Genomic DNA, 14,742 nt, shown 5'->3' with positions numbered 1-14,742 from the left:
ATCACGCCACCTCATGCCGGATACGGGGATCGATGAACGGGTAGAGCAGATCGACAAGGAACACTGAAAGCGCGGTGATCAGGATAATGACGAAAGACACACCCTGGATCACAGGGAAATCCTGATTGAGGATCGCGTCATACAAGAGCTTGCCCATACCGTTGTAGGCAAAGATGCGCTCCACCAGCACTTGCCCCGCGATCAACAGCCCGATCTTGAGCGCGAAGGCCGTGATCTGCGGTAGGATCGCGTTGCGGATCATGTAGCGATAAAGGATGTAGCGCGGGCGCAGCCCCTTGGCCTCGGCCAGTTTGACATAGTCTTCGCCCTGCACACCGATCATCAACCCCCGCATGCCTAGAGCCCAGAACCCAAACGTCACCACGACAATCGAGAGGGCAGGGAGGAAGCCGTGGTGTAGTACGGATTTGGCGAACTCCCACGTCCACCCCGGTTCGACGAAAATCGAATAGGCCCCGGTGAGCGGGAACCACTGTAGCTTGGCCGCGAAGATCCACATCAACAGCAGCCCCGACAAAATGGGCGGGATCGACGTAAAGACCATCGCCGCCGGGATCGCCACCTTCACCAGCTTTGGTGAGCGGTCCCACACCATCAATGCCCCCAAAAGGTTGCCGATGAAAAAGGTGATAAGCAATGATAGGATCATCAGCCCAAGCGTCCACGGCAGAGCATTCAGGATCAAAGTCGAAACAGGCGTCGGAAAGGCCGCTGTGGACAGGCCAAAATCGAAGGTCAGCGCCCCAGTGATGAACTTGAAATACTGGACGATCAGCGGCTGATCGATGCCCATATTGGCCCGCAACTGGGCAAGGATTTCTTCGGAATTCGCGACCGACCCGGCGCCCGCGGCCATGCGACCCAGCGCGATCTCGGCCGGATCGACCGGCGAAAGACGCGGAATTATCCAGATGATCGTCGCTGCGATGAGAATGGTCAGCACAAGCGTCACCAACCGGTTGATCAGATAGTCGCGCGGGATGCGTCCCATGGTCAGTTCCTTCTTGCCAAAGGCGATGAAGGGAGGGCGCTGATTGTGCGCGGACGGCAATCGCGCACGGCGCGTGCCCCCTCTCCATACCGCCCTTTCAATACTTGAACAGTCAAGAGGGCAGGCGCAGCAGGTGCCACGCCAGCCCCCTTCGGGAGGTTAGTTTCCAGCTGACTCCAGATTGTGGATGATCTGGTGGGTATGGTTCCACCAGAAGAACGGGTGGTTATAGTAGTTTTCAGCCGTGGGCCAGCCTGTCCAATAGGTTTCGTTCATCGGCAGCAGTTTCGCCGCTTGAACCAACGGGATGAACGGCGTGCCGGCGTCCAGATGGCCATAGGCTTCGGCCACCAGCGCCGGCACCTCCGGATCGCCCAGTGCCCGCGTCGCGATTTCATTAACCACGGCCGAATAGGCCTCTGCACGGCCACCGTCCCAGCGGGCGGTGTTGTTGAAACCCGGGCTGCGTTCACCGACCGGCACCGCGTCCTTGACCGTATAACGGCCCATGGACGCCCAAGGTTCGTTAACCGATCCGCACGACAACCAGCTATAAGACATCTCGTAGGTACCGAACGGCAGAACCTCGCCCCAGAACACGCCGTTTTCGACCGGTACCGCCCTGGCATCGATGCCTGCGCGCTGAAGCTGTTCTACCACCACGTCGATCGTGCGCGTATATTCGGTGGAGGCGGAATTGACGTGAATATCTACAGAAAGCGTTTCGCCGTCCTTGGTGTAGTAATCACCGTCACGGGTCCAGCCCGCTGCTTCGATCAGGGCTTGTCCAGCGGCCACATCAGCGGACGCTGGCAGACCATAGCCTGCCTCGACCACAGCATCGATGAAAGGCGCCATGGAGCCGTAGTTCGCAAACATCGTCTCAGAGGCGGTTGTCGTGCCTTCGTAGGCCACATTCACGATCTGGTTGCGGTCGATGATATGAGCGACCGCCTTGCGCATGTTGGCATCATCCCATGGCGCGACCGTGGTATTGATTTCCAACTGACGCGCACAGGGATCTGCCGCAGAATAGGGATAATCGGCATACCACGCGATGACATTGGGGTTTTGTGCGGCGATCGCCTCGAACGTGCCGATGGAGACGTTCTGTGCGGCATCCAACTGGTTCGATGCCATCAGTTGCGCGCGGCTTTCTTCGCCCCCGCTTTCAAGGAAGATCACACGCTGGGGCGCGGGCAGGTCCATGAACCCGGTCTTGGCTCCCCACCAGTCTTCGTTGCGATCCCAGATCGCGCGGTTCGATGCGGCAGAGGTAAATGTATATGGCCCGGTCCCGATGGGCGGATTGAACGCGAAGGTGGCCGCGTCTTCGCCGTTCCAGATGTGTTCCGGCATGATCAGGAACGATCCGAAGATCCGCACACCGAAGTTTTCGACGATAAAGCGGGGGTTGGGATTTTGCAGTGTGAAACGCAGGGTCAGGTCATCGACCTTCTCGACGCTTGCAACCTGTGCCCGGATTGTCGCGGCCTCACGGCTGGAAATCTCCTCGTTGGTCATCGCCAGATTGACGGTAAAGATCACATCATCGGCGTTGAACGCCTCACCATCGGACCATTCCACGCCTTCGCGCAGGGTAATCGTGAATTCCGTGCTGTCGTCGTTCTGTTCAAAACCAGTGGCTAACCACGGATCAAGATCGCCGGTGCCGTAGTTCAGAATGAAAAGCGGCTCCCACATAGTTTGGTGCGCGCCGTGCATCCGCTTGGTGCCGGGGGTCATCCAGTTAAAGTTTTCGGGATCCTGGATCGTACGATCGAGGTCGAAGATAACCGTATTTTCGCGCGATACATCCTGCGCCCATGAGACCGACGCAACAACCGCAAGCGCCGAAGACGCCAAGAGTTTCCTGGTGAATTTCATTTTGTACCTCCCAATTGTGGGCTTTCCGCCCGTTCGGCGCCCGCGTTAGCGGACGTAGTCCATGACCAGAACGCGCGTGCGGTCCGGCAAATCCTCCTTCTTCAGCTCGTGAGTCGCGCCAAAAGCGAAATCCACGTCTTCATCTTTGAAATGACTTAGAAAACTTTCGATCCACATGGTATTACGCGGTCGATAGGTCAGCGTGCGGAAATGCATCGGTATGACCAACCTTGGCCGAGTCCGATGGATCATTTCCATCAGGTCAGGCAACTCCAGCGTCAGGTATCCGCCCGCCAGTGCAAACAGAACGTCCGTGTCTTCGAAAAACGACTGCTGTGCGTCGGTCAACGAATTGCCGACATCCCCCATATGGGCGCATCTGATCCCGTCGAGTGTGAACCGATACATGCCGTTTTGCCCCGGGACTTCGTGTTCGGGGTGGTGGTCCCATTCTGCCGCCTTGATCGCGGTGATCTTGATCCCGCAGGCGGTCGTGCGGCCCCCGTCCTGCGCCACGGCCAATGCGTTTACGACCTCCGGTTCACCTCGGATCAGATCGGCCCGGCAATGGGCATCGTCGTCATCGGAAGAAATCAGAACCAAATCTGCACTATCCTTGATCGGGGCATATCCCACACCTTCGGGCGTGTAAGGGTCGGTAATGATCCGCGGCCCAGTTTCGGGATCAAGCCCAAAGGCTGCATGCCCATACCAGGTGATTTCCATTCAGTTATTCCCGACGACATGCGGCGACGCCGTCTTAGTAATATCATCATTGTCAGGGCGCGGATGAGTGCGCCAGCTTCCGGCCTCGCCGCGGCACAGGATCGCCTCCACCCCGCGAGCCCACGTCTCATCGGTGATCTGGACCTCCGGCGGGCAATACCGCAGTGTCAGGCCGCAGCGGCGGCGATCGCTGGCATTGGCCGAGGATCCGTGAACCAGCATGTCCGCATGCATCGACATCTGGCCGGCCCTCAGACTGTTGGTGAAGGGCGGGCCCAACGCGCCAGCATCCGCCGTGCCCTTGTGAAACACGTACCCGCTGCCTTCTGTCTTGGCCACGGGCAAAGCGCCCTTGTTGTGCGTGCCGGGGATGAACCGCATGGCGGAATTGCCCTCGTCCGCATCATCAATGGCAAGCCATACAGTCACCGTCCGCGCTGGGCTCAATGCCCAAAACGACGCATCCTGATGCCAAGGAACGGCCCGCGGATCGCGCGGGGCCTTCGACAGAACAGCCGTAGCCCAGCACAGGATATTCGGACCAATCAGATCCTCGACATGATCCAGAATGCGCGGGTCAGTCGCGATGTCCCAAAGGCGTGACAATCGGGCCTGATAGCAATTCACACCATAGGCACCATCGGGGCCAAGGTCAGCCATGTAGCGGTCAACGACCCGGCGAATGTTGGCGATCTCGCGATCTGTGAAGGCATCAAGCGGCTGCTCGAACCCCTGTTCATTGTACTGTGCGATCTGCGCCGTGGTCAGCCGCTTTGGGCGAACGTTGCGCACAGGTGCAAAGCTCAGATCAAGATCCGCATCCAACATCTGAAAAGGTCCTCCGTGCTCACTAGCATGCGCAATGTGGACGTAAGGTCAGTGGCGCAATTTGACTATTTATTGTACTATGTTGATTAACATATCCGAACGATCTCCATTTTATTGACGAATATTGCTGCATGTACAAGACAACCTTCCTGATCGAAAACTATATAACCGCGGCTGAAAGCTTCCATTTCGCCCGCAAGCAACTGGCGAAACGATTTCCGGACACCGCCCACGACCATGATTATTTTGAGGTCTTCCTGATCGAGACCGGCCGAACCCAGCACTGGATAAACGGCACGAACCAGACCCTAGAAGCCGGACAGCTCGTCTTCATCCGGCCGGGCGACATTCATGCCTTTCGCGCAGATCGCAAACGCGGCTGTCAGATCATCAATGTGATGTTCCGGACAGAAACCGCGAGGCATCTGGCGACGCGCTACGCCGATACGATCGCCGGTCGGTTCTTCGATGGAAGGGACCCGCTGCCCGATCTGCATACGCTCGGGCCCACCCGCTTCGCGAGGGCCGTGGCCGTGGCCGAGCAACTGCAGACAGCGGACCGCTCACTGGCACGAATAGAGGAATTCCTTTTGGTGCTGGTCAACCGGGTGGCCCACGCATCCAGCGGTGTAACGGGCACCACGCCCCGTTGGTTCGCCAAGGCTTGCAGTGCGGCCCTCTCGCCGGATCTGTTCCGCAAAGGCGGGGCAGGCTTTGTTGCCGCCGCGGGCCGATCTCACGAACACGTCTGCCGGACCTGCAAAAGCATCACGGGCTATACGCCCTCGGAATACGTCAACCGCATTCGGATCGAGCACGCAGCCCACCTGTTGCGCAGCTCCGAACTGGCCGTCGACGACGTCATCGAAAGTTGCGGCTTCGAAAACGTAAGTTACTTCTACCGCCTCTTTCGAAAACAGATGGGCGCAACCCCGAAGGCGTACCGCCTCACAAATCAGCAAGACCCGTTCGAGCAAGGCCCCCTTAATTGACCGCTTTGCGCCGGGTAGCTTCTCAGACTTGCCTCTGCCCGCCGAGCACAGCGAAGAGAAGACCGTGATGATCGACGGAATTATCTGAAGGCCCATAGAACAGCGACCAGCATGGGCGTCAAAAAAGGGGGCGTGGGCGCCTGATCAAGCGCACCAACGGGGGGCATGAACACCAAGCTGCACGCCATCTGCGATAGATGAGCCTTGTCGCGCCATTGGTCTGAGCGATAATGGCGAATGCCGACCACTCGACTTGTTTGTCACCGCCGGGCAGGTCAGCGACTACATCGGGACGAGGGCGCTTCTGAGTAGCCTGCCAAATGTCGACTGGCTGCTCGGGGATCAAGGATATGACGCCGACCGGTTCAGATAAACGTTGAAAGACAAAGGGGTACGCGTCTCCATCCTAGTTCGTAAGCAGCGCAAGGTACCCGTGAAATACGACAAGCGCCGCCACAAACGCCGCAATCGGATTGAGATCAGGTTTGGCAGGGTCAAGGACTGGCGACGGGTGGCGACACGATACGACAGGTGCCCAAAGGTCTTCCTCTCCGCCATCGCACTCGCCTCAACCGTCATCTATTGGCTACGAGTCCTGAACCTAAGCCTTGTTGATCGCTTCAAACGGAACGCGATTGCCAACAATCGACTTGCAGGACCAGCAAATTCGCCTACAAAAAGATGATCGCGCAGAACTTACACAGTTCAAGACATATTAGGAAAACCTGCATGGAAGCAGTTTGACTAGAGTGCGTTTTCAGTCTGGAAAAGCCACCCTTGGCGACTTGGTCGGCGTTTTTGAGAGGGAGGGGCACCAAAGCATGGACGTTGCATTCAGCCTTGGTAACACGCGCATCTCTGTGACGATCAAATCGGTTGTCGTGGCCGGTTGGACGGGTCGAAACTTTGAGGCGGTTCGACATCATATCGACGAACTGGCAGCTTTGGGCATTGCCCCACCAAGTCAGGTTCCTCTTTACTACCGGGTCTCAAATGCGTTGTTGACTCAATCCGAAACCATCGAGGTGTTGGGGGACGGCACATCGGGGGAAATTGAGCCGTTGCTGATTCAGGTAGGGGGCAGGTTATATTTTGGCCTGGCGTCAGATCATACCGACCGAGATCTGGAACGACACTCCGTTGCGGCTTCCAAACAGGCCTGTGCCAAACCTGTCGCAACTCCGCTCTGGGACTTTGAGGAGGTCAAAGATCACCTTGATGAGATCACCTTGAAATGCTGGATCGAGGAGAACGGCCGCGAAGTTCTTTATCAGGACGGAACTCTAGCCGGAATTCGCCCACTGACGGAACTTTGCATTGGGGCCGATATGGCGGACGGGACGGTGATGTTGTGCGGCACATTGGCGGCCATTGGCGGCGTGCGCCCAGCCAAGAAATACCGGATGGAGTTGTCTGACCCGACGAACGGAAAGGCCATCACATTGTCTTACGATGTAAGGACGCTGCCAATCATATCTTAATCCTGCCATGTAAGCTATTCATAGACGCATCCGTGGATCAGGTTCTCGCGCATCAGGCGTTGCTCGAGTGACCCGCGCGGAACAGAGATGTCTTTCAGGTATTCAACCTTTTGGCTTTGGAAGGCTCGGACCACTTCAATGGCCTGTGGGCTTGAGATGGACGTAAATCGCACGGCCTCGCCCGCGCGGAATTGGACCAACCTATCGGTATCACAGGAGATGACAGTGGCAATCTTCGGATAGCCACCCGTCGTCTGATGATCCGCAAGGAGCACCGTAGGAACACCATCCCCCGACACTTGAACCGATCCGCGCACGATGGGTTCAGACGGGATAGAGAGGGCAGCGTCAAGGTCCAGTGGTGGACCGCTCAACCGCATACCCATCCGGTCATAGGCCCCTGTAACCTTGAATGTCTCCGAGACAAAACGCGCGAAAGAACCGTCGGCGAAATGCTGATCCTGTGGCCCGGAGACAACGCGTATGGCCCCGTCGGGCATAATGCCGGGCCGTGGCATGTCTCCCAGTCGATCATCGCAGATGGCGGCATCCAAAACCTTGATCGTCTGCCCTGCCTGCAAGACCCCACCACCAAACCCAGAGGTCGAATGCGTGGCACGACTGCCCAGCCATTCCGATGCGTCCAACCTCCCGGAAAAGGCCAGATAGGCCCAGCTTCCGGTCGTTCCGGCGCTGATCGACAACTGTTCGCCCTTGCGGATGGTCAGGACCGTCCAGGATGCGGTTTTCTGTCCACCACGCTTAACGACAAAATCCCCGCCGGTGATCGCAACGGTGACGGCGCCGGTCGTGCATTGCAGGATCAGACCGCCAAGCGAGATTTCGATTGCTGTCAAACCTGCCGCATTGCCAAGGGCCGCGTGGGCGGCGTCAAAGGCCAGACGGTCCATCGGACCAGACGCTGCCACACCGTAGCGCATGTTGCCGGGCCGGCCTGCGTCCTGAAATGTGACGAGGGGGCCAGCAAATGAAACGTTGAAGTCAGCCTCACCCATGATCGCCGTCTTTACACAGACATTCGAATGTCGCGGTGTCGATCCGTTCGAACGCGAGGCGATCTCCGACGTCGAATAGAAATGGGTGTTCAGGGTCACCGGTGAACACAGATGTGGGGGAGCGGCCGATGATCGACCAGCCTGTCGGCATGGTAAGGGTTGTGACCAGGCATTGTGGGCCCGCGATGATGACGCTACCTGCAGGCACATCGCGCACGGGCTTTGATTTGCGCGGCACCTGTATCTGCTCCCGCACTCCTGACAGATAAGCATAGCCGGGGGCGAACCCGTACATCAGAACCTTAAAGTTGCTGGCGAGATGGGCGTTGATCACCGCGTCGGTCGTCAGGCCGGTTGCTGACGCGACCGCGTCCAAATCGGGCGCAAAGGGAGCCTCATAACAGACTTGCACGCTGCGTTGAACGCCTGCCACCTTGGTAACTTCCAACCTATCGAGGCAGTCACGGACGTGTCCTTCTACGGTGACATGGTCCGTTTGTGTTGGATCGAAAGAAACTAGAAGGTTTACTAAGGCAGGCACGGCCTCGATCACGCCGGGCGGCGTGTCAGCACAGATTGCCTTGTCCAATGCGACGACATAGGCGTGTGCGGTGTCAGAAATCTCCTGCGCGAAATTGACCAGCAAGGCGTGGTCGGCGATGGCAGTAAACGCGGCGTCTATTGGCATCTCAGGTCTCTATGAACCCGGTGATCTGGATACCGTGCGCCGTCAGTTGCTGGAGTACCTCGCGCGCCATGTCGACCGACCCAGGGGAGTCCCCGTGCACACAAATCGATTGCGCGGCCAGCTTGATCGGTGGTCCGTCGATCACAGGCATCAGGCTGGTTTCAAGAAAGGACAAAAGTCGCGCCACCGCTTCAGCGGCATCTTGGATCATCGCGCCATCCTGACCATGCGGGACAAGTTGACCGGATGACAGGTACCCGCGGTCGGCGAAAATCTCGGAATAGACCGGAGCATTCGCCGCGCGGGCAGCCTGTTCTGTATGCGTGCCAGAAATCGCAAGGATCGCTAGTTCGGGATCGATCATCTGCGCTGCTTTGACGATGGCCGCCGCGACCTCTGCGTCACGGGCGGCAAGGTTGCCAAGCGCCCCGTGCGGCTTGACGTAGGTGATGGGCACACCGACCTGCGCGGCAATACCCTTGAGCGCACCAATCTGGGCGGCACACATGCGTCCGATCTCTGCGGGCGACATGGGTATCACGCGCCGCCCAAAGCCTTCGCGATCATTATATCCGGGATGCCCCCCCACATATCCGGGATGCGCCCCCACGTTGACGCCATTCCCTGTCGCCAGACTAAGTATTTGGACCATAGTTTCGGGATCGCTCGCATGGCCGCCACAAGCGACGTTGGCAGAGCTGACGATGGACAACATCCCGGCATCGTCCCCCATGGACCAGGGTCCGAATCCTTCACTAAGATCAGAGTTCAGATCGATGAGCATTTGATTTGACACCTACTGCAGTGCGTTTGGCAGAAAGAGCGCGATGCTGGGGAAGGCGATTAGCAGGAACGCCATGGCCAACATTGTCAGACAATAGGGCAGCGCGCCCAGCATGACTTCGTTCAGGGTCCCCGACTTGCGGGCCCCTTGCACGACATAAAGGTTCAAACCGACAGGCGGGGTGATCAGAGCCATTTCAATCAATACGATCATCAAGATGCCAAACCAGATCACGTCGTAGCCCTGTACCAGAACCATCGGCACAATGATGGGGATCGTGACAACCATCAGCGACAGGGTTTCAATAAAGAAGCCCAGCACGATATAAAGCACCACGACCACGAGGATAAAGCCCAACGGCGACAGGCCTAGACCTTCCATGAAGGTCGTCAATTCGCGCCCCAGCCCCGCTGAGGCCAGTGTGAAGTTTAGAAACGATGCCCCGATCACGATCAGCATGATCATTGAAGTGATTTTGACCGTACCCGTCAGGCTTTGAGTCAACATGTCCCAAGTCACGCCACCAAAGGCAAGGGCGATGACGAAGGCACCAGCGACACCAACCGCTGCGGCCTCTGTTGGTGTAGCCCAACCTCGGTAGATCGACCCAACGATCAGACCGAACAAGATCAGGATCGGGATCAAATCGATCAGGGCCCGCAACATCTGTGCGAAGGGAAATGTCCGGCGCACTCCCCCTAGTTCGGGGCGAATGACACAGATGACGGCTGTGACCACCATGAAGGCAATCGCCAATACGATGCCGGGGACCAAACCCGCCAAAAACAACTGTGGGATCGAGGATTGGGTCAGGAAGCCATAAACGATCAGATTGATCGAGGGGGGGATCATGATGCCCAGGGTCCCGCCTGCTGCAATCGCACCCGAGAACAGTTTGGGATCATAGCCCAGCTTTTCCGCCTGCGGCATGGCGACGGTGGCGACCGTCGCCGCTGTCGCCACTGATGAGCCGGAGGTTGCGGAAAACATTGTGGCCGTCGCGATATTGGCATGAACCAACCCGCCGGGCAACCATGACACCCAACGGTCAAGGGCTGCATAGGTGCGTGTGGCCACGCCGCTGCGCACCAGAATTTCACCCAGCAGGACAAAAAACGGGATTGCGATCAGCGTTGCCGAATTCGATGACGACCAGACCATATTCCCAAGCCCGCGGGTCAGCGGAAAACTGGAAAAGAACGCATCAATCCCAAAGCCCAGAAGGAACAGAACGATGCCGACGGGGATGGACAGGGCCAGCAGTCCAAGAAGCCCGATTGAGACATATCCGATCACTGCAGCGTCTCCTGCTCGGCGAAGGCGCCAACAATGGCTTCGGTCTCTTCATGACGCCGCTTCAACAGAAGGCTGAGCGCCGCAAGCGTTGTGAGGGTCGACATCAAGGCGAACCAGACCCAGCCCGCAAACCACGGCAATTGCACCCAGGCCAGTGGTGTTTCAAGCGGTGTATTGGCGCGCGACCCGTTGGTCAGGGAACGTTCGAGTACCGGCCATGCCTTGATTGCGATTGTAATGACGACCCCCGACATCACGATCATGGAAAAGACATCGAACAGCGCCCGCCAAAAGCTTTGAAATTTGGATCTCAGCAGATCAATTCGGACGTGACCCAGTTCCAGTAAGGTGTATGACATGCCCCAAGAGGTGGCGAGCGCCATGGCATAGCCCGCGATCTCTTCGGTGCCGCCAAGGGACGTACCGACCTGGCGCATGATGATATCGGTCAGCACAAAGGCTGCACAGGACAGAAGGCCAAAACCAACGACCAGCGCCACCCCTCTGTTGATTGCCCTCAGGCTATCTATCATCTTGCGTTCCATGGTCGGTACGTTCCCCGAACTAGCTTCTTAGTTGATTGTGACGCCGACAACCTTGCCGACGCTTTCGTTCCAGCGAGCAGACCAGTCACCACCTGCGCGCTCTGCCCATTCAGGAAGCACTTCGGTGGTCAGGATGTCACGGGCACGGTCGAAATCTGCGTCACTGACCTCGACCAGCATCATTGAACGTGCGTCGCCAGATGGGCAGTCGCCGTTGCCGGTCAGACAGGCGATGTCATTGACCAGTGCGTCCTGAGCACTTGCCCAAGCGGGGTCTTCAAAGCCGCTCTTGATCTCGCTGGTGATCAGCGCCTGCGTCTCCGCATTCAACCCGTTCCATTTGTCCAGATTGATCGCTGTGACAACGGAATCCCAGCCGCCAAGCGGAATGGGCAGCAAATGTGTGGACACTTCCCACCAGCCCGCGCTGTAGCCCGAACCGGCTCCCGTCACGGCACAATCGACGACACCATTTTGCAATGCGCCCGGCACTTCAGCGAAAGAGACATTGACCCCTTCTGCGCCCAAGGCCTCAAGCAGTTTTGCCGTCATGCGGCCAGAGGCTCGGACTTTGAGACCCTCAAGGTCGGCAAGGTTCGTGATCTCATGGTTACAAAAGACGACTTGGGGCGGATAGGGTGCGATGGCCAAAACGTGGGAATTGAAGCGATCGCGATAGATGTCTGCAACCATCGGGCGCGCCGCGTCGACCATTGCGCGGGCTTCGTCCGCAGACAGCGCCACCAGCGGCACATCCAACCCTTCAAGCTCGGGCGCATCTGCGACCGCGTAATCCGCCACGGTCATCGCCACATCGTAAACACCCTGTCCCAGCAGGGGATAGATGTCACCCAGCCCGAGGCTCATCTGGTTGTGGGTGGTCAATTCAACGGTGATGTCGCCACCCGAGGCCTCTGGCAGGGTCTTGCTCCAAAAAGGGGCTTCATATTGGTTGTGCAGCGGCAAGCTGGACCAGCTGCCCACGACGGACAGATTTTCCGCGATGGCCGGAGCGGCAAGCGCTGTGCTTGCGGCGAGGATGGCAAGTGTGCGTTTCATGGTTTTGGTCTCCTTGTTGGTCGTTTCAGGTCTTTGTAAGAATTGTTGTTTCGGCGTCTTCCGCCACATCACTGATCAGCATGTGGCCGGGTGAATGGGTGATGCAAATCGGCAGCCCCGCATCCAGCAGAACGTTCTGGGGCGTTACGCCACAGGCCCAATAGACAGGCACTTCACCGGATTTGATCTCGACCGGATCGCCCCAGTCCGGATGCGCAAGGTCCAAGATGCCGATGTCGGCAGGATCCCCTGCGGCAATCGGCGCGCCGTGCGCTTGGGGAAAGCGGCGGCTAATCTCGCGGGCCCGTTCGACCTGTGCTGAGGGGATCGGGCGCATGGTCACGACCATCTTACCCCCAAATCGCCCTGCAGGCACAAGATCGATGTTGGTCCGGAACATGGGCACGTTCAGCCCCGATTCCACATGGCGGACCGGAATGCCGTTGTGCAAAAGCGCATTCTCGAATGTGAAAGAACAGCCAAGTGCCACCGTCACAAGATCGTCGGTCCAGACATTGGTGATGTCAGTGACCTCTTCGCTAAGGCCACCATTGCGAAAGATCCGATATTTGGGAACATCTGTCCGGATGTCGATGTCATGTCCCAGCGTAGGCAAGGTCGGATCGCCGCTGTCGCCGACACCGACAATAGGACAGGGCTTGGGATTGCGCTGACAAAAGCGCAGGAAATCCAGCGCGCATTCTTCTGGCAGGATCGCCAGATTGCACTGCAGCTTTCCGGCTGCCAGACCCGCAGTGTGACCAGCATAAGATGCATTCCGAATGGCTGCTCTGACCGCCGCCGCAGGCATGCCGACCAGATCGGAATGATAAATTGCTGTTGGCGTCATCTGGCCCCCCAAACTTCGGAGAAGCGTTGCACGGAGGTCAGTCTTCAATCAAATTATCAATTTATATCAAGAGTGATAGATTTTTTGAATTCACATCGGATGCGTCTTTGTCCATGTCTCGGCCACCTCGCGGGCAATATCCGCACTGTTCTCAACAAGAAAACTACGCGGTTCGGACAAGTAAGATGCCGTGAACGACAGAGGTTGCGGTCGAAAGCCCGGATCAAACTCCACAATTTGACCGGCCTCCAGGAAATCGTTGGCCAAAGCGCGGGGATAGGGGCCAACCGCGATTCCCGCAGCGATCATCTTAAGACTCGCCGACAACGATGCAGAAGAGTAGACACGCAGCTTCGGCCCGATCCTACGCGACAATTCTGACATCAGCTCTCGGTAGGGTCGGGTTTTGCTGGAATAGGAAATGACCGGTATCTTGCTTAGATCCGTTTGCTGATTTTCCGTTGATCGATACCAATGCAGATCGAAAGACGGCAGAACGACGTTCTCGACCGTGAATTCCGAAACGGGGCCCATCAAGAGCGCCAGATCAAGCTTTCGTTCAAGCAGTTCCGCGCGCAGGTTCAGCGAGATATCGACCGTAAGATCAACATTCACACGCGGATATTGCGCACTGAATGCCATAAGAAAGTCAGGCAACCACGCTTGCGCGATCGTCTCGGAGGCACCAATACGAAACAAACCTTCCGCTTCAGACGGATTTGCGACGCGCTGCTTGATCTCTTCTTCGACGAACAACATCTGCTCTGCATAAGACAACAAAAGCGTGCCGTGTTTGGTCAGGACAAGTTCTCCCGGCCCACGCTCAAACAAGGGTACGCGCAACTCCTGTTCCAAGTTGGCGATACGGGTCGAAACAGCCGGTTGCGAAAGATTGAGCCGGTCGGCCGCTTTGCGAAAACCCCCAAGCCGCGCCACCAAAAGGAAGGTCTTAATTTGATCAAATGTCATGATCCATCCATAATCTGGATCGGCGAGAGCGCAAATCCATAAACACAATTGCCGCGCCAGAAGCATCAAAGTCTGAATTCCAAGACCCGCTCTTGATGGCCTGCCGGACGCTATTTCTGAAGTTCACGTCAAGGCGGACATTGGTCTAGCGTAGCTAGTGACTGGCTTGTCCCGCATTGTGTATGCTCAACGACACTAGGATCGTGCGACCGCAGTCACCCCCAAAGCTTCTGTGCCACGACAGAAGAACGGCTTCATGGCAATAGCTAGCAGCTTGCACTATTAACCCTTCATGTGCTTGCGAAATTGCCAACGGCACCGCAACTGGACCAAACCCAAGAACTGAATGCAATTTCAGATACGTTATGGGCGAAAGAACCGCGACCATACTCATTGCAAATAACAAAGAAGCCACGATGCACGCGCTCTATTTCAATACCTTCAAGGTCAATCGAAGACCTCCGCCTTGGGTCAGGACTTCGGTAACGGGGTCGCCCCAGTCAAGCTTTTTTGCGCAGAATGATTGATCCGCCAGAGCGGTTGAGTTGTAACTTTTTGTGTCCACCTTGCGTGCTGTCGCGGCTTTCGGCTGAGATCCTTGGGGTACAT

Annotated in this window: 15 protein-coding genes and 1 pseudogene; 3 read left to right on the top strand and 13 right to left on the bottom strand. The window is 57.3% G+C overall.

Going from position 1 to position 14,742, the window contains the following annotated elements; genetic code table 11:
* Position 1 precedes the first annotated feature (1 nt).
* The 4 genes from ACFWW2_RS16365 to ACFWW2_RS16350 all read right to left on the bottom strand — a co-directional run bounded on the left by ACFWW2_RS16365 (position 2) and on the right by ACFWW2_RS16350 (position 4,453).
* Complete coding sequence (locus tag ACFWW2_RS16365; RefSeq protein WP_393929664.1) at positions 2 to 1,012, bottom strand: ABC transporter permease; 1,011 nt, start codon at positions 1,010 to 1,012, stop codon at positions 2 to 4.
* 159 nt (positions 1,013 to 1,171) lie between these two features.
* A complete protein-coding gene (locus tag ACFWW2_RS16360) occupies positions 1,172 to 2,899 on the bottom strand; it encodes an ABC transporter substrate-binding protein (RefSeq protein WP_393929662.1) in 1,728 nt (575 codons plus the stop codon).
* Positions 2,900 to 2,944: 45 nt separating this feature from the next.
* The gene (locus ACFWW2_RS16355; protein ID WP_393929660.1) at positions 2,945 to 3,625 is read right to left on the bottom strand and encodes an MBL fold metallo-hydrolase; all 681 of its coding nucleotides are present in this window, start codon (positions 3,623 to 3,625) and stop codon (positions 2,945 to 2,947) included.
* Positions 3,626 to 4,453, bottom strand: a complete 828-nt coding sequence (locus ACFWW2_RS16350) for a phytanoyl-CoA dioxygenase family protein (RefSeq protein WP_393929658.1) — start codon at positions 4,451 to 4,453, stop codon at positions 3,626 to 3,628.
* A gap of 131 nt (positions 4,454 to 4,584) precedes the next feature.
* Here ACFWW2_RS16350 and ACFWW2_RS16345 point away from each other — a divergent pair, with 131 nt between their 5' ends.
* The 3 genes and pseudogenes from ACFWW2_RS16345 to ACFWW2_RS16335 all read left to right on the top strand — a co-directional run bounded on the left by ACFWW2_RS16345 (position 4,585) and on the right by ACFWW2_RS16335 (position 6,926).
* Entirely contained in the window at positions 4,585 to 5,445 is an 861-nt protein-coding gene (locus ACFWW2_RS16345) for an AraC family transcriptional regulator (protein ID WP_393929656.1), read from the top strand.
* A gap of 34 nt (positions 5,446 to 5,479) precedes the next feature.
* A pseudogene (locus tag ACFWW2_RS16340) lies at positions 5,480 to 6,034 on the top strand (IS5 family transposase); the annotation flags it as partial.
* Positions 6,035 to 6,266: 232 nt separating this feature from the next.
* Positions 6,267 to 6,926 carry a DUF2848 domain-containing protein gene (locus tag ACFWW2_RS16335; protein WP_393929654.1) on the top strand — a complete coding sequence of 220 codons (660 nt, stop codon included), beginning with the start codon at positions 6,267 to 6,269 and terminating at the stop codon, positions 6,924 to 6,926.
* A gap of 14 nt (positions 6,927 to 6,940) precedes the next feature.
* On the opposite strand, the gene ACFWW2_RS16330 is transcribed toward ACFWW2_RS16335, so the two are convergent.
* From ACFWW2_RS16330 to ACFWW2_RS16290, 9 genes are all read right to left on the bottom strand, one after another.
* On the bottom strand, positions 6,941 to 7,942 hold the full coding sequence (locus ACFWW2_RS16330) for a biotin-dependent carboxyltransferase family protein (RefSeq protein ID WP_393929652.1): 1,002 nt from the start codon (positions 7,940 to 7,942) through the stop codon (positions 6,941 to 6,943).
* Positions 7,935 to 8,630, bottom strand: a complete 696-nt coding sequence (locus ACFWW2_RS16325) for a 5-oxoprolinase subunit B family protein (protein WP_393929650.1) — start codon at positions 8,628 to 8,630, stop codon at positions 7,935 to 7,937. Before ACFWW2_RS16325 ends, ACFWW2_RS16330 begins: the two co-directional genes overlap by 8 nt.
* Position 8,631: 1 nt before the next feature.
* On the bottom strand, positions 8,632 to 9,414 hold the full coding sequence (locus tag ACFWW2_RS16320; RefSeq protein WP_393929648.1) for a LamB/YcsF family protein: 783 nt from the start codon (positions 9,412 to 9,414) through the stop codon (positions 8,632 to 8,634).
* Positions 9,415 to 9,426: 12 nt separating this feature from the next.
* A complete protein-coding gene (locus ACFWW2_RS16315; RefSeq protein WP_393929646.1) occupies positions 9,427 to 10,710 on the bottom strand; it encodes a TRAP transporter large permease in 1,284 nt (427 codons plus the stop codon).
* Positions 10,707 to 11,255, bottom strand: coding sequence for a TRAP transporter small permease subunit (locus ACFWW2_RS16310; RefSeq protein ID WP_393929644.1), 549 nt, complete (start codon positions 11,253 to 11,255; stop codon positions 10,707 to 10,709). The genes ACFWW2_RS16315 and ACFWW2_RS16310 overlap by 4 nt, the downstream gene beginning before the upstream one ends.
* 27 nt (positions 11,256 to 11,282) lie before the next feature.
* Complete coding sequence (locus tag ACFWW2_RS16305) at positions 11,283 to 12,314, bottom strand: TRAP transporter substrate-binding protein (protein WP_393929642.1); 1,032 nt, start codon at positions 12,312 to 12,314, stop codon at positions 11,283 to 11,285.
* Positions 12,315 to 12,339: 25 nt separating this feature from the next.
* Positions 12,340 to 13,164, bottom strand: coding sequence for a putative hydro-lyase (locus ACFWW2_RS16300; RefSeq protein ID WP_393929639.1), 825 nt, complete (start codon positions 13,162 to 13,164; stop codon positions 12,340 to 12,342).
* 90 nt (positions 13,165 to 13,254) lie between these two features.
* Positions 13,255 to 14,133, bottom strand: a complete 879-nt coding sequence (locus tag ACFWW2_RS16295) for a LysR family transcriptional regulator (protein WP_393929637.1) — start codon at positions 14,131 to 14,133, stop codon at positions 13,255 to 13,257.
* Positions 14,134 to 14,560: 427 nt separating this feature from the next.
* Positions 14,561 to 14,742: hypothetical protein (locus ACFWW2_RS16290; RefSeq protein ID WP_393929635.1), on the bottom strand; the 182-nt coding region annotated here is incomplete at its 5' end.

It is taken from the genome of Yoonia sp. R2-816 (assembly GCF_046762905.1).
GTDB lineage: Bacteria > Pseudomonadota > Alphaproteobacteria > Rhodobacterales > Rhodobacteraceae > Yoonia.
Note: the sequence above shows the minus strand (reverse complement) of the source record. Positions and strands in the feature narration are given on the sequence as shown.

Coding starts and splice junctions, on each gene's coding strand:
- ACFWW2_RS16365 (WP_393929664.1), bottom strand. CDS start 1,012: ATGGGACGCATCCCGCGCGACTATCTGATCAACCGGTTGGTGACGCTT.
- ACFWW2_RS16360 (WP_393929662.1), bottom strand. CDS start 2,899: ATGAAATTCACCAGGAAACTCTTGGCGTCTTCGGCGCTTGCGGTTGTT.
- ACFWW2_RS16355 (WP_393929660.1), bottom strand. CDS start 3,625: ATGGAAATCACCTGGTATGGGCATGCAGCCTTTGGGCTTGATCCCGAA.
- ACFWW2_RS16350 (WP_393929658.1), bottom strand. CDS start 4,453: ATGTTGGATGCGGATCTTGATCTGAGCTTTGCACCTGTGCGCAACGTT.
- ACFWW2_RS16345 (WP_393929656.1), top strand. CDS start 4,585: ATGTACAAGACAACCTTCCTGATCGAAAACTATATAACCGCGGCTGAA.
- ACFWW2_RS16335 (WP_393929654.1), top strand. CDS start 6,267: ATGGACGTTGCATTCAGCCTTGGTAACACGCGCATCTCTGTGACGATC.
- ACFWW2_RS16330 (WP_393929652.1), bottom strand. CDS start 7,942: ATGGGTGAGGCTGACTTCAACGTTTCATTTGCTGGCCCCCTCGTCACA.
- ACFWW2_RS16325 (WP_393929650.1), bottom strand. CDS start 8,630: ATGCCAATAGACGCCGCGTTTACTGCCATCGCCGACCACGCCTTGCTG.
- ACFWW2_RS16320 (WP_393929648.1), bottom strand. CDS start 9,414: ATGCTCATCGATCTGAACTCTGATCTTAGTGAAGGATTCGGACCCTGG.
- ACFWW2_RS16310 (WP_393929644.1), bottom strand. CDS start 11,255: ATGGAACGCAAGATGATAGATAGCCTGAGGGCAATCAACAGAGGGGTG.
- ACFWW2_RS16305 (WP_393929642.1), bottom strand. CDS start 12,314: ATGAAACGCACACTTGCCATCCTCGCCGCAAGCACAGCGCTTGCCGCT.
- ACFWW2_RS16300 (WP_393929639.1), bottom strand. CDS start 13,164: ATGACGCCAACAGCAATTTATCATTCCGATCTGGTCGGCATGCCTGCG.
- ACFWW2_RS16295 (WP_393929637.1), bottom strand. CDS start 14,133: ATGACATTTGATCAAATTAAGACCTTCCTTTTGGTGGCGCGGCTTGGG.